The organism is Nonomuraea sp. NPDC050383 (assembly GCF_044459125.1).
Taxonomy (GTDB): Bacteria; Actinomycetota; Actinomycetes; order Streptosporangiales; family Streptosporangiaceae; genus Nonomuraea.
Window position 1 is genome coordinate 1 of the sequence record NZ_JBITIP010000003.1, and the last position, 13773, is coordinate 13773.

Annotated in this window: 10 protein-coding genes, 1 rRNA gene and 1 pseudogene; 5 read left to right on the plus strand and 7 right to left on the minus strand. The window is 69.9% G+C overall.

Translation table 11 applies throughout. The features are described from left to right. Positions 1 to 1318: ribosomal RNA gene (locus ACIBG4_RS08250) — 16S ribosomal RNA — on the minus strand; the annotation flags it as partial. Between the two features lie 454 nt (positions 1319 to 1772). Between ACIBG4_RS08250 and ACIBG4_RS08255 the strand changes: the two genes are divergently transcribed. Both ACIBG4_RS08255 and mgrA read left to right on the plus strand, forming a co-directional pair. Next, positions 1773 to 3938, plus strand: a complete 2166-nt coding sequence (locus ACIBG4_RS08255; RefSeq protein WP_397201248.1) for a S9 family peptidase — start codon at positions 1773 to 1775, stop codon at positions 3936 to 3938. After that, positions 3935 to 4933, plus strand: a complete 999-nt coding sequence (mgrA, locus tag ACIBG4_RS08260) for an L-glyceraldehyde 3-phosphate reductase (RefSeq protein ID WP_355445820.1) — start codon at positions 3935 to 3937, stop codon at positions 4931 to 4933. The genes ACIBG4_RS08255 and mgrA overlap by 4 nt, the downstream gene beginning before the upstream one ends. Here mgrA and ACIBG4_RS08265 read toward each other — a convergent pair. Next, a complete protein-coding gene (locus ACIBG4_RS08265) occupies positions 4902 to 7280 on the minus strand; it encodes a YbhN family protein (RefSeq protein ID WP_397201249.1) in 2379 nt (792 codons plus the stop codon). The two genes, mgrA and ACIBG4_RS08265, sit on opposite strands and share 32 nt — an antisense overlap. A gap of 272 nt (positions 7281 to 7552) precedes the next feature. Between ACIBG4_RS08265 and ACIBG4_RS08270 the strand changes: the two genes are divergently transcribed. After that, positions 7553 to 9547, plus strand: a complete 1995-nt coding sequence (locus tag ACIBG4_RS08270) for a molybdopterin-dependent oxidoreductase (protein ID WP_397201250.1) — start codon at positions 7553 to 7555, stop codon at positions 9545 to 9547. Positions 9548 to 9562: 15 nt separating this feature from the next. Here the strand turns inward: ACIBG4_RS08270 and ACIBG4_RS08275 are convergent, their stop codons facing one another. After that, on the minus strand, positions 9563 to 10366 hold the full coding sequence (locus tag ACIBG4_RS08275; RefSeq protein WP_397201251.1) for a hypothetical protein: 804 nt from the start codon (positions 10364 to 10366) through the stop codon (positions 9563 to 9565). A 68-nt stretch (positions 10367 to 10434) separates the two neighbouring features. Between ACIBG4_RS08275 and ACIBG4_RS08280 the strand changes: the two genes are divergently transcribed. Next, positions 10435 to 11013 carry a PadR family transcriptional regulator gene (locus ACIBG4_RS08280; RefSeq protein ID WP_397201252.1) on the plus strand — a complete coding sequence of 193 codons (579 nt, stop codon included), beginning with the start codon at positions 10435 to 10437 and terminating at the stop codon, positions 11011 to 11013. Here ACIBG4_RS08280 and ACIBG4_RS08285 read toward each other — a convergent pair. Both ACIBG4_RS08285 and ACIBG4_RS08290 read right to left on the minus strand, forming a co-directional pair. Next, positions 10956 to 11354, minus strand: a complete 399-nt coding sequence (locus ACIBG4_RS08285; protein ID WP_310717257.1) for a GNAT family N-acetyltransferase — start codon at positions 11352 to 11354, stop codon at positions 10956 to 10958. The two genes, ACIBG4_RS08280 and ACIBG4_RS08285, sit on opposite strands and share 58 nt — an antisense overlap. A gap of 111 nt (positions 11355 to 11465) precedes the next feature. Then, positions 11466 to 11966: pseudogene (locus ACIBG4_RS08290) on the minus strand (GNAT family N-acetyltransferase); the annotation flags it as partial. Between ACIBG4_RS08290 and ACIBG4_RS08295 the strand changes: the two are divergent. Further along, entirely contained in the window at positions 11941 to 12324 is a 384-nt protein-coding gene (locus tag ACIBG4_RS08295; RefSeq protein ID WP_397201253.1) for a VOC family protein, read from the plus strand. The pseudogene ACIBG4_RS08290 and the gene ACIBG4_RS08295 sit on opposite strands and share 26 nt — an antisense overlap. 13 nt (positions 12325 to 12337) lie before the next feature. Here the strand turns inward: ACIBG4_RS08295 and ACIBG4_RS08300 are convergent, their stop codons facing one another. Next, positions 12338 to 12790, minus strand: a complete 453-nt coding sequence (locus ACIBG4_RS08300; RefSeq protein ID WP_310717202.1) for a hypothetical protein — start codon at positions 12788 to 12790, stop codon at positions 12338 to 12340. 82 nt (positions 12791 to 12872) lie between these two features. Then, positions 12873 to 13670 carry a class I SAM-dependent methyltransferase gene (locus tag ACIBG4_RS08305; protein WP_397201254.1) on the minus strand — a complete coding sequence of 266 codons (798 nt, stop codon included), beginning with the start codon at positions 13668 to 13670 and terminating at the stop codon, positions 12873 to 12875. Positions 13671 to 13773: the final 103 nt, after the last annotated feature.

The window sequence follows — 13773 nt, forward strand, 5'->3', positions numbered from 1 at the left end:
GCGACTCCGACTTCATGGGGTCGAGTTGCAGACCCCAATCCGAACTGAGACCGGCTTTTAGGGATTCGCTCCGCCTCACGGCTTAGCAGCCCTCTGTACCGGCCATTGTAGCATGTTTGCAGCCCAAGACATAAGGGGCATGATGACTTGACGTCATCCCCACCTTCCTCCGAGTTGACCCCGGCAGTCTCCCATGAGTCCCCGGCCGCCCGAAGGCGCCGCTGGCAACATGGAACAAGGGTTGCGCTCGTTGCGGGACTTAACCCAACATCTCACGACACGAGCTGACGACAGCCATGCACCACCTGTCACCCAGTCCGAAGAGGGCTCCATCTCTGGAGCTTTCCGGGTGATGTCAAACCTTGGTAAGGTTCTTCGCGTTGCGTCGAATTAAGCAACATGCTCCGCCGCTTGTGCGGGCCCCCGTCAATTCCTTTGAGTTTTAGCCTTGCGGCCGTACTCCCCAGGCGGGGCGCTTAATGCGTTAGCTCCGGCACGGAGATCGTGGAAGATCCCCACACCTAGCGCCCAACGTTTACAGCGTGGACTACCAGGGTATCTAATCCTGTTCGCTCCCCACGCTTTCGCTCCTCAGCGTCAGGTAAGGCCCAGCAAGCCGCCTTCGCCACCGGTGTTCCTCCTGATATCTGCGCATTTCACCGCTACACCAGGAATTCCACTTGCCCCTACCTACCTCTAGCCGGCCCGTATCCACCGCAGACCCGCAGTTAAGCTGCGGGCTTTCACGGCAGACGCGACCAGCCACCTACGAGCTCTTTACGCCCAATAATTCCGGACAACGCTTGCGCCCTACGTATTACCGCGGCTGCTGGCACGTAGTTAGCCGGCGCTTCTTCTGCAGGTACACGTCAACTTCGTCCCTGCTGAAAGAGGTTTACAACCCGAAGGCCGTCATCCCCCACGCGGCGTCGCTGCGTCAGGCTTTCGCCCATTGCGCAATATTCCCCACTGCTGCCTCCCGTAGGAGTCTGGGCCGTGTCTCAGTCCCAGTGTGGCCGGTCGCCCTCTCAGGCCGGCTACCCGTCGTCGCCTTGGTAGGCCACTACCCCACCAACAAGCTGATAGGCCGCGAGCCCATCCCCAACCGAAAAACTTTCCACCACCACCAGATGCCTGGGGCGGTCGTATCCGGTATTAGACCCAGTTTCCCGGGCTTATCCCAGAGTCAGGGGCAGGTTGCTCACGTGTTACTCACCCGTTCGCCGCTCGAGTACCCCGAAGGGCCTTTCCGCTCGACTTGCATGTGTTAAGCACGCCGCCAGCGTTCGTCCTGAGCCAGGATCAAACTCTCCAAAAAAGGTCTGAACCTAACTGAAAAAAGGAATCCGTCACCGAAATGACGGGGTTGTGCATCATGCACTGGCTTTTAACACACTGTTGAGTTCTCAAGAAACGGACGCGTACTCCCCGGAACTGCGAGAGGCGCTTTTCGCTTCGGTCTTTCGTTGTGTCTTTATTCTTTCAGCGACCCGATTTACTGTCAAATTCGGCGCTTCCGGAATTCCGACTTGCCCCGTCTCCGGGGCAACCCCTCTAACTTACCAGCCCGCAGCCATGCTCCGAACCGACTCGCCAGAGGGAGGTTGTCGACGACCGACGACACAGCCCATGCCGAATCCACTGGAGTGGAGGAGGATGGTTGTGCCGCACCGCGTCGGCTTCACAAGATTAGCAGCGCGTCCGACTGCTTGAGCCGTCTTCGCCGAGTCTCGCGGCCACGGACGGATTACGGCCGAACATAGACTCCCCACGTGAGCAGCCAAACCCAAGCGAGCAGCCAGGCCCCCGGCGGCGCGTCGACGCCCCCGGTGGCGAAGAAGGTCCCGACGGAGCGCACCCACCACGGTGACACCGTGATCGACGAGTTCGCCTGGCTCGCCGACAAGGACGACCCGGACACGGTCGCCTATCTGGAGGCGGAGAACGCCTATCTCAAGGAGCAGACCGCCCATTCGGGGGATCTCCAGGAGCAGGTGTTCCAGGAGATCAAGGGCCGCGTGCAGGAGACGGACCTGTCGGTGCCGAGCCGCAAGGGCGGCTGGTGGTACTTCACCCGCACCGAGGAGGGCAAGCAGTACGCCGTGTCGTGCCGGATGCCGGCGACCGGCGAGACCCCCCCGGAGATCACTACCGGTGAGCGGCTCGACGGGGAGGAGGTCATCCTCGACGGCAACGAGCTGGCGGGCGACAGCGCCTTCTTCTCGGTCGGCGTGAGTGCCATCTCCCCCGACGGGACGATGCTGGCCTACTCCACCGACTACAAGGGCGCCGAGCGCTTCACGCTGAAGTTCAGGAACCTCACGACCGGCGAGACGCTGGACGACGAGATCGAGGACATCTTCTACGGCGGCGCGTGGTCGGCCGACGGCTCGACGTTCTTCTACACGCGCGTGGACGACGCGTGGCGGCCTTACCAGGTCTACCGTCACACGCTCGGCACGCGTGACGACGTGCTCGTCTACGAGGAGTCCGACGAGCGGTACTGGGTCGGCGTCTCCCTGACGCGCAGCGAGAAGTACCTGGTGCTGGGCGCCGGCAGCAAGATCACCAGCGAGGTGCGCATCCTGGACGCCGCCGACCCGACCGGCGAGTTCCGGGTCGTGCGTCCCCGGACGGTCGGCGTGGAGTACGGCGTCGAGCACGCTGGCGACTTCTTCTACGTGCTGCACAACGAGAACGCCGAGAACTTCGAACTGGCCACGGCCCCGCTCGACGACCCGGGCGCGTGGACGCCGCTGATCGCGCACCGCGAGGACACGCGGCTGCTGGAGATCGACGCGTTCGCGGGCCACGCCGTCGTCCACTTCCGGCGCGACGGCCTCACGGGCATCCGGGTCCTCCCGTACACGGAGGACGGCGGGGCCGCGGAGAGCGGCTGGCGCGAGCGGGCCGAGGCCGCCGCGGGCACCGCGGCGTACGAGATCGAGTTCCCCGAGCCGCTGTACGACGTGAGCCCCGCCGGCAACCCCGAGTTCGTCACCGCGCGGCTGCGGCTCGGCTACACCAGCATGGTCACCCCGTCGAGCGTCTACGACTACGACCTGGCCACCCGCGAGCTGATCCTGCTGAAGCGGCGGGCGGTGCTGGGCGGCTACGACCCGGACGACTACGAGCAGTTCCGCGAGTGGGCGACGGCCGAGGACGGCACGCGGGTGCCGATCTCCCTGGTCAAGCGGAAGGACACCGCCACTCCGGCGCCGACCGTCCTGTACGGCTACGGCAGCTACGAGACCTCGATCGACCCGGGCTTCTCGGTGCCGCGGCTGTCGCTGCTGGACCGGGGCTTCGTGTTCGCGGTCGCCCACGTGCGCGGCGGCGGGGAGCTGGGCCGGCGCTGGTACGAGGAGGGCAAGCTCACCCGGAAGCGCAACACGTTCACCGACTTCGTGGCCGCGGCCCGGCACCTGAAGCAGGCGGGCGTGAGCGAGCGGGTGGTGGCGCGCGGCGGCTCGGCGGGCGGGCTGCTCATGGGCGCCGCCGTCAACCTGGCGCCGGAGGAGTTCGCGGGCGTCGTGGCCGAGGTGCCGTTCGTCGACGCGCTCAACACGATCCTCGACCCGTCGCTGCCGTTGACCGTGATCGAGTGGGACGAGTGGGGTGACCCGCTGCACGATCCCGACGTCTACGCGTACATGAAGAGCTACACGCCGTACGAGAACGTCGACGGCCGGTCGTACCCGCCGATCCTGGCGATCACCAGCCTGAACGACACGCGTGTGCTCTACCACGAGCCGGCCAAGTGGATCGCCCGGCTGCGGGCCACCGCGGACGGCGGGCCGTTCCTGCTGAAGACCGAGATGGGCGCGGGTCACGGCGGCCGGAGCGGGCGTTACGACGCCTGGCGGGAGGAGGCGTTCGCGCTGTCCTGGATCATCGGGACGGGCACGGGGACGGGCACCGACGGGAGTGCGGCGTGACGTACACGGCGGACGAGGGCCGCTACGAGCGGCAGCCGTACAACCGCAGCGGCCGGAGCGGGCTGCGGCTTCCGGCCGTCTCGCTGGGGCTGTGGCACAACTTCGGCGACGACCGGCCGGTCGCGACGTCGCGGGAGATCCTGCGCCGCGCGTTCGACCTCGGGGTGACGCACTTCGATCTGGCCAACAACTACGGCGTGCCGTACGGCTCGGCGGAGCGGAACTTCGGCCGGATCTTCCGCGAGGACTTCGCCCCGTACCGGGACGAGCTGGTCATCTCCACGAAGGCGGGCTACGACATGTGGCCCGGCCCGTACGGCGAGTGGGGCTCGCGCAAGTACCTGCTGGCCAGCCTCGACCAGTCGCTGGAGCGGATGGGGCTGGAGTACGTCGACGTCTTCTACAGCCACCGTCCCGACCCGGACACGCCGCTGGAGGAGACGATGGGCGCGCTGGACCGGGCGGTCCGCTCGGGCAAGGCGTTGTACGCGGGCGTGTCCAACTACTCGGCGGAGCAGACGGCGCAGGCGGCCCGGATCATGCGGGAGCTGGGGACGCCGCTGCTCATCCACCAGCCGTCGTACTCGATGATCAACCGGTGGATCGAGGGTGGCCTGCTGGACACGCTGGAGGAGGCGGGCATGGGCTGCATCGTCTACTCACCGCTGGCGCAGGGGTTGCTGACCGACCGCTACCTGGAGGGCGTGCCGGCCGGGTCGCGGGCGGCGACGAGCAGGTTCCTGAGCGCCGAGCAGATCGACCGTGAGCTGGCGGGCGAGCTGAACGAAATCGCGCGGGGCCGCGGTCAGTCGCTGGCGCAGATGGCGCTGCTGTGGACGCTGCGCGATCCGCGGGTGACGAGCGTGCTGATCGGCGCGAGCAGCGTCCGGCAGCTCCAGGACAACGTGGCCTGCCTGCAGGGACCGCCCTTCACCGAGGACGAGCTGCGGGAGATCGACCGGATCACAGGGCCTCGTGCCGCTGGAGGTGCGTGAAGGACGCCCAGCCGGGCAGCACCGGCAGCCAGAACGTGAGCAGCCGGTACAGCAGCACGGCCGAGGTGGCCAGCTCGGCGGGCAGCCCGGCGACGGTCAGGCCCAGCGTGAGCGAGGCCTCGACCGCGCCGAGCCCGCCGGGGGTGGGCGCGGCCGAGCCGATGGCGTTGGCCGTGAGGTAGACGACGGCGACGGTGGTGAAGCTGATGGAGCCGCCGAACGCCTCCACGCACGCGTCGAGGCAGGCCACGAACGCCAGGGTGATCATGAGGGTGCCGAAGGTGGCCTCGATCATCTTGGCCGGCGACTGGAGCACGTCCAGCAGCCGCGGCAGCACGTTGGAGAACAGCCGCCGCATGCGCCCGGTGACGAGCCGGCGCAGCGGCGGCACGCCGAGGAGCACCACGACGAGCACGGCCACCGCGAGCATCGCCACGACCAGCCCGCGCGAGGGGGTGAAGGACGTGGCGGTGCTCGACCCGGTGATGTAGGCGAACAGCAGCAGCAGCGCGATGTGGAAGATCATCATGACGAGCTGCGACGCACCCACGCTGGCCATCGCCGAGGCGGGTGAGATCCCGCGTTTCTGCAGGTAGCGGGTGTTGATGGCGACGCCGCCGACGGCGGCGGGCGCGACGAGCTTGACGAACGACGCGGCGAACTGCACGAGCACGGTACGCCAGAGGGGCAGCGCCTCGGGTACGAACCCGCGCAGCATGAGCGCGGCGGCCACGAAGCTGACGAACGAGGCGACCAGCGCGAGCCCGGACCACGCCCAGTCGGCCGTGGTGACGACCTGGGCGAGGTTGACCCGGCTGAGCTGCGACAGCAGGAAGTAGGCGGCCAGGGTGCTGGCGATGATGGTGACGAGCGTGCGCGGCCGGAAGCGCTCCAGCCGGATCTCCTCGGCCTTGCCCTGCGGCTTGAGCGCGACGATCTGCTCGCGCAGGTTGCCGAGCAGGGCCTTGTCCTTGGCCAGGGCCGCGCGGGTCTCGCGGGTGAGCGCGATGCGCTGGAGGAGCGGCAGGGCGGCGGCGAGGGCGTCGGGCCCCATGACGGCGGACGCGGCGCGGACGGAGCGCTCGGGGCCGACGCGCAGGGCGAGGTAGGTGAGGAGCTGGGCGACGTCGAGCCGGAGCAGCAGGTCACCGGCGGCGATCTCACCGCTGCGGGCGTCCGTCAGCACGACGCGGCCGGCCTGGTCGAGGTGGATGCCCTCGCCGGTGAGCCGCCGGTGGGCGAGGCGCTGGATCTGGAGCAGCTCGATCTGCTCCCAGATCTGGGCGAGCACGTTGTCGTCGATCTCGGCGTCCGGCACCTCGTCCAGGGGCCGGGTGTCGAGGTGCTCGTAGGCGAGCAGCGCGGCCTCGGTGCCGATCTCGCTGGTGCCGAGCAGGCGGGGCGTGCTCGCGCCGGCCGCCTGCGCGGCGTACGCCATGAGCGCCTCGCGCTCCAGCTCGGCGCGGAGCGAGCGGATCGCGCGGCGGCGGGTCTCGGAGTTGAGCCGGATGCGCCGCCACAGCCGGTACGGCAGGCCGGCCACCTGGCGGTCGCGGTCGAGGACGGTGACGTCGAGGCTGCTGCCGTCCTTGAGTCCGATGGCGTAGCGGCGGCTGCCCTGGTGGTCGTCGTCGATGCGGCGGGCGGAGACGGGCGTGAAGGACAGCTTGCGCAGGGCGGCGACGACGGCGTTGCCAGGGGGCCGGGTGTTGGGGCTGCCGACGCCGTACAGGGTGCCGTAGCCGACCGCCATGCCGAGCAGGACGGTGATGATGCCGCCGACGAGCGTGATCTGGTAGCCGGTGAAGAAGGCGAGGGCGTACAGCCCGATGACGGTCCACATGAGGGCCCGCCAGGTGGGGCGGCGGGAGATGCGGACGGCCGTGGAGTAGGCGATGACCGACGTGAGCAGCGTGTTGAGCGGCTCGATGTCGCGGTTGCCGGTCAGCAGGAGGCGCAGGTCGGTGGGGGCGGCGGTGACGATCCAGCCGCCGAGCAGGAAGGCGATGACCATGCCGAGGATGGCGGCGACCAGGCCCTCGGCGACGCGCAGGCCGTCGCGGTGGAAGACGCGCTCGACGGCGAAGGCGACGGGCACGACGAGCAGCGCGGCGCCGCCCAGGAACGTCGCGACGCGGCTCAGCAGCTCGGGCAGGCGGGTGGCGCCCTCGGTGACGTCCTTCTCCAGCCCGTTCAGGGTCTGCTTGGCGACGAGCGCGATGACGATCACGCCGACGATGGCGACCAGCGTGGCGAGGAAGCGGAGCAGGTCGGAGGGGCGGCGCAGGCGCTGGGGCAGCAGCGGCTCGACCACGTACACGTCGTGGTCCGGGCGCGCTTCAGCCACGGCCGACCCCCCTTCCGAGAGGTCCCCCGTGTCTTCACGTTCCCTGATGTCGGCCACCGACAGCGATTCTGCACCTTCCCGACCGGACCGTACGATCTTTGGCCGCTAGTGTCCCCAATCGTCACCTCGGTTACCGCACCAGGGGTGACGCTCGACGAGCCCTTCCCTTCGATTTCTACCGCTGTCCGAGCCGTGCCGCGTGACGTGGGGTCTCCGGCCGCCCCGTGCCACGCTCGTTCACCCGTCATAAGCTGGGGCGCATGTCGGGTGAAATGCGAGTTTTGGGGGCTTGTCCGCTGGACTGCCCTGACGGCTGCTCGTGGGTGGTCACCGTCGAGGACGGCCAGGCCGTGAAGCTGCGCGGCAACCCGGACCATCCTTACACCCGGGGCGCGCTGTGCGTGAAGGTCAACCGCTACCTGGAGCACACCCGGGCCGACGACCGCATCCTGTACCCGCTGCGCCGCACCGGCCCCAAGGGCTCCGGCCGGTTCGAACGGATCACCTGGGACGAGGCCCTGGAGGAGATCTCGACCCGGTTGCGCGGGATCGTCGAGGAGCACGGAGGCGAGGCGATCTGGCCGTACGCGGGCACCGGCTCGCTCGGTTACCTCCAGGGGTGCGAGGGCGTGGCCGGCCGCCGGTTCTGGAACGTGCTGGGCGCCTCCAAGCACTGGCTGAACATCTGCTCCAGCGCCGGCAACTCCGGGCTCACCCTGGCCAACGGCACCCCCGGCGGCATGGACACCGAGGACTTCGCACTCTCGCGGCTGATCCTGCTGTGGGGGACGAACACGCTGACCAGCGGCCACCACCTGTGGAAGTTCGTGCAGGAGGCCCGGGCGAACGGCGCGTACGTGGTGGCGATCGACCCGATCCGCACCAGGACCGCGGACCAGGCGGACCGGCACCTGGCGATCAGGCCCGGCACGGACGCGGCGCTCGCCCTCGGGCTGCTCAACGTGGTGCTCGCCGAGGGCGCGCAGGACGATGACTACCTGGCACGGCACACCGCGGGCTGGGAGGCGTTCCGCGAGGAGATCCTGGCCTACCCGGTCGAGCGGGTGGCCGAGATCACCGGCATCCCGGCCGAGGACATCCACAGCCTGGGGACGCGGCTCGCGCGCACCCGGCCGACCGCCATCCGCGCCACGATGGGCATCCAGCGGCACGAGGGCGGCGGCACGGCGATGCGCACGATCGCCGCGATCCCCGCCGTCACCGGTGACTGGCGGCACCCGGGCGGCGGCGTGGCCTACTCCACCAGCGGCCACGTCCACCTGAACATCGACACCCGCGACGACCTTCTCGCCAAGCCGGTCCGCACGCTGACGATGACGCGCCTGGCCTCGGAGCTGGACTCGGTCAAGTGCCTGTGGGTGTACGGCGCGAACCCGCTCGGCTCCACCTCCGACACCGGCGCGATCAGGCGCGGACTGGCCCGGGAGGACCTGTTCACGGTCGTCATGGAGCACTTCCCGACCGACACGGTCGACCACGCCGACATCGTGCTGCCCGCGACGATGCAGACCGAGCACGCCGACCTGCACGCCGGCTACGGCCACATGTACCTCCACTGGAACGAGCCCGCGGTGGAGGCGCCCGGCGAATGCCTGTCCACCACGGAGACGTTCCGCCGCCTGGCCCGGCACATGGGCCTGACCGAGCCGTCCCTGTACGACTCGGACCTGGAGCTGGCCGAGCAGCTCCTCGCCAGTGGCCATCCGTCACTGGAGGGCGTCACGCTGGACCGGCTGCGCAAGGAGGGCTGGGTGCGGATGAACTATCCCAAGCCGTTCACTCCGTTCGCCGAGGGCTTCCCGACGTCGTCCGGTCGGATGCGCTTCCCATCGCGGGGCAAGGCGTACGTGCCGTCGAGGTCGGCGCGGGAGGCGGGGAGCGGGCCGTACCCGTTGACCCTGATCACGCCGGCGGCGCACACGTTCCTCAACACGACGTTCGCCAACAACCCCGAGCTGCGGCGCCGCGCCAAGGACCCGGTGGTGCTGGTCAACCCGGCCGACGCGGCCGAGCGTGGGCTCGAGAGCGGGCGGCGGGCGCGGGTGCACAACGCGGGCGGCGAGTTCCTGGCCGAGGTGGAGGTGAGCGACCGGGTGGCGCGCGGCGTGGTCGCCTCGCCCAAGGGGCACTGGCCGAAGCACGTGCCGGGCGGCGCCAACCCGAACGCGGTCGTACGGGAGGCCGACGCGGATCTCGGCCGGGGCGCGGTCTACCACGACAACCTGGTCGAGGTCAGCCCTTGCTGACCTGCCCGTGCCTGATCACGATCTGTGCCGGTCCATGAACGTGAGGATGCGGTCGAGCACCTGAGGGCCGTAGGAGGCGCCGAACATCGCGGAGGCGTGGGCGCTCTCGCCCTTGACCAGGAGCAGCTCGTTGGCGGCCGCCTTGGTGGCGGCGTCGTGGGCGGCCTGGAGGTCGGCGGCGCCGCCGTAGCCGTCGTTCTCGGTGCCGATCTGGAGCAGCGGCGCGGTGATCGCGGCGGCGTCGGCGGGGTCGATCGAGCCTGACAGGGCGACGATCCCGGCCGCCTTGCCGCGCATCCTGGCCGCCGCGAGGGGGGCGGTGGTGGCGCCGATCGAGCCGCCCACGAAGAACAGGCGCTTGACGCCCTTCTCCTTGGCCAGCCGCTTGCCCATGGCCACGGCGACGTCCTCCGGCGGGACCCTGCTGTCCCTGGCGTACAGCAGCACGCGGTAGCCGGCCCCCACGAGGCGGTCGGAGAGCGGGCGCCAGGTGCAGACGCTGCCGTTGCGCTCGTACGTGATCACCACGCCGACCGATCCCTTGCCCGTGATGACGCCGGGCAGGTCGTCGCCGTGGGTGAAGATCCTGCCGTCCTTCTCGGTGAAGCAGCCGCTGACGTTCGGACCGGTGACGACGGCTGACGGCGTCACCGAAGGACTGGCCGGTGCCGACGTCGCCGACGTCACCGGCCTCGGAGCTGCCGGAGACGGCGCCGCCGCGGTGTTGACCGTGCCCCCGCAGGCGGTCAGCAGCGCCACGAGGCCCGCCAGGCCGGCGGCTCCCCACCCGGTGTGCCGTGAGCCGATGATCGCGCGCATGCCCGTCCCCTCTCCGCAAACTATGTCAGAAGTGACATAGTCTGGTGGCAGAATATCCTTGGCGCACGATGACCTCAACGCTTGGTTTCGCGATCCTCGCCGTGCTGGCGCGGGGCGACCGCACGGGCTACGACATCGCCGCCGCCATGCGACGGCCCATGTCGTACTTCTGGACGGCCGGGCACAGTCAGATCCACGCCGAGCTGCAGAAGCTGTCGGCCGGGGGGCTCGTCGCGTTCGAGACCCGGCACGGGCCCGGCCCGCAGGACAAGAAGGTCTACCGGCTGACGTCCGAGGGCAGGGAAGCGCTGCGGGCGTGGATCACCGAGCCGCCGCGCGAGCGGCCCGAACGCGACGAGCTGGTGCTCAAGACGTACGCCTCGTGGCTGGCCGACCCCGAGCTGGTCAGGCGGCTGTTCGCCGAGCAGTTGCGGGCGCACGAGGAGCGGCTGGCCGAGTACGAGCGCGAGGAGGAGCTGTTCGGGGCGCCTCCCGGCCCGGGCGACCCCCACTTCGGCAACTACGCGGCGCTGCGGTGCGGGCTCGGCTACGAGCGGCACCGCGCCGAATGGTGCCGGTGGATGGTGGATCAGCTCAGCGCGAGCTTGAAGCCCTCGTGGGAGGCGGTGAAGCCGAGCGAGCCGTAGAAGCGGTGCGCGTCGGCGCGGGACTTGTCGGAGGTGAGCTGCACCATCGCGCAGCCCCGGGCGCGCGCCCGGTCCACGGCCCAGCCGATCATCTTGCGGCCGAGGCCCTGACCCCGGGTGGAGGCGGCGACCCGGACCGCCTCGATCTGGCAGCGCTCGGCGCCCAGCCTCGACAGGCCGGCCAGGTAGGTGAGCTGCATGGTCCCGACGACCTTGCCGCCGACCTCGGCCACGATCAGCTCGTCGTAGGGGTCGGTGTCGATGCGGGCGAACGCTTTCAGGTAGCGCTCGTCGTTCGGGTCGCCCTCGCGCCGCGCGCCGAGCGGGTCGTCGGCCAGCATGGCCACGATCGCGGGCACGTCCTCGGCCCTGGCCCGGCGGAACAGCAGCGACAGCGCGTACTGCGACTCCCCCACCTCCGGGTCGGACGGCAGCCTCATCGTCCGGCCTGTGGGGGTGAATCCCTTACGCAGGTAGAGGGCGCGGGCGGCCTCGTTCGCGTCCACGATCCACAGCCGCACCTCCTCGGCGCCCACCGCGCGGGCCCCGGCGACCACCTCGTCCACCAGCAGCGAGCCGACGCCGCGAGTGCGGGCCTCCGGTGCCACCCACAGGGACAGCAGATGCACCCCGCCCTCCTCCTGACGGGCGCACACCAGCCCGAGGTCGGCCGTGCCGTCGGAGGCCACCAGCCACCGTGACTCGGGGGCGCTCAGCCGCTCCGCCCACGTCTCAGGCGGGAAGTCGTTCTCCCTGGCGTATGTGGACGCGAATGCGCCGGGCGCGTCCAGCAGCGCTCTCAACCTGATCTCCCGCAGACGCTCCACGTCGTCCACGCCCAGCTGCACAAGTACGATGTCCGGCATAACCGGCATCATGCCAGTAACCGGCTTGACGGCTTCGCCGGTGTCACGGTTGGGTGATCGCATGATTGAGATCCATGCTGTGACCATCGACGCCGCCGACCCGTACGAGCTGGGGAGCTGGTGGAGCAAGGTCACCGGCCTTCCGCTCGGAGACGACGACAACCCGGGCGACCCCGAGATCATGCTCCGCACCAAGCAGGACCCGTTCCTGCTGTTCATCCGCGTCCCCGAGGGCAAGGCCGGCAAGAACCGCGTCCACCTCGACGTCAACGCCATCGAGGGCAGCCGGGACCAGGAGGTCGAGCGGCTGCTGGAGCTGGGCGCCACCATCTTCGAGGACCACCGCAGGCCCGACGGGACCGGATGGGTGACCATGCACGACCCCGAGGGCAACGAGTTCTGCGTCACCCGGAACCAGGCCGAGCGGGACGGCCGGCTGGGCTGACGCCCCACCGGCCTCACGAGGACGAGCGCGCGCGGCCCTTCACGGTCATCGTCAGGATGCCCGCGATGACGTACACGAGCACGCCGTGCCAGACGGACTGGAAGGCGGAGCCGAAGACGCCCTCGGAGTCGAGCACGAGCTGCACCGGGTAGTCGAGCACCGTGGCGATGCCGGCGGGCAGCAGCGCGAACTTCCACGGGTGGTTCAGCGCCCACTGGCGGGCCTGCCGGGTCACCCGGTCGCCGACGTCCGGCTTGGAGACCGCGCCGATCGCGGCGATCAGCGCGAACAGGTTGATGCCGAGCCCCAGCGCCCACACCAGGTTGGCGTCGCCGGGCAGCAGGACCCCGAGGCCGAAGCTGACACCGGCCACCACACCGCCGCCGACGGCCGCGGCCTTCCAGGGCGCGCCGCGCAGCGCGGCGCCGGACAGCGAGACTTCGTCGCGTCGAGTGATTTCGTTCATATGGCCAGGGTGCCTCGCGGGCCACCCTGGCCACATCGGGGATCGTCCCTGATAAGTCCCCGACCACCCGCGGGCCCCGCGGTCAGTCCCACCAGATCGTCACCCAGCGCTCGCGCGGCAGCGGCCACATGCCCATGGAGAGCGCGGTCTCGGCGACCTCCTCCGCGCGTGCCGGGTCGAGGCAGATCCGGCGGCAGGCGCCCGCCGCCAGCTCCTCCAGGCTGCTGAATCGTTCCAGCGGGGCCTCCCGCTCCTCCACCTGGACCCGGTACCCGAGCGCCGCGGCCAGCGCGACGCAGTCCTCGGCGACGGGGCGCACGGGACGGTTGACTCCGTGGAAGTGCTCCCAGAGCGGGGTCATCCAGCTCATCGGGTGGCGGTGGGCGAGCTCGAGCACCACGCGGCCGCTCGTACGGGCGTCCAGGGCGCGCAGGAAGCCGGCCAGGTCGGGCACGTTGTAGACGACGTGCGCGGCGACCGACACGTCCGCCACCGGCACCTGGTCAGCCACGTCGGGCCAGCGTCCCTCGACCATCGTGTGCGCGACGCCCAGCTTGTCGGCGCGCAGCGCCAGCTCGGCCAGCATCGCGGCGGAGGTGTCGACCGCGTACAGCCGTCCGGCGCGCTCGTGCAGCGGCAGCGAGGCGGCGCCCGTGCCCGCGCCGACGTCCAGGAGCGTGCCTCCCTCCGGCAGGGCCTCCGCGAGCCGGGTCATCGTGGGACCGTCGTCCGGCTCGGCCAGCGCCCTGTCGGTACGCGCGGCGAAACGGGTCGGGGAGTGGCCCCACGGATCGGCGTGGGCCTTGGCCAGGATCTCGGGCGGGATGGCCCACGAATCAAGGCGCTCTCGCCAGCGCGCGGCGAGTTCTTCGGCGTCCATGGAGATGAGCATGCCACGCATATCCACTGTTACCCGCGGGTAGCATTCGGAGTAAGGTTACTAGCCGGTAGATAAAGACCTCGGGTCAAGGAGATCAGCACCC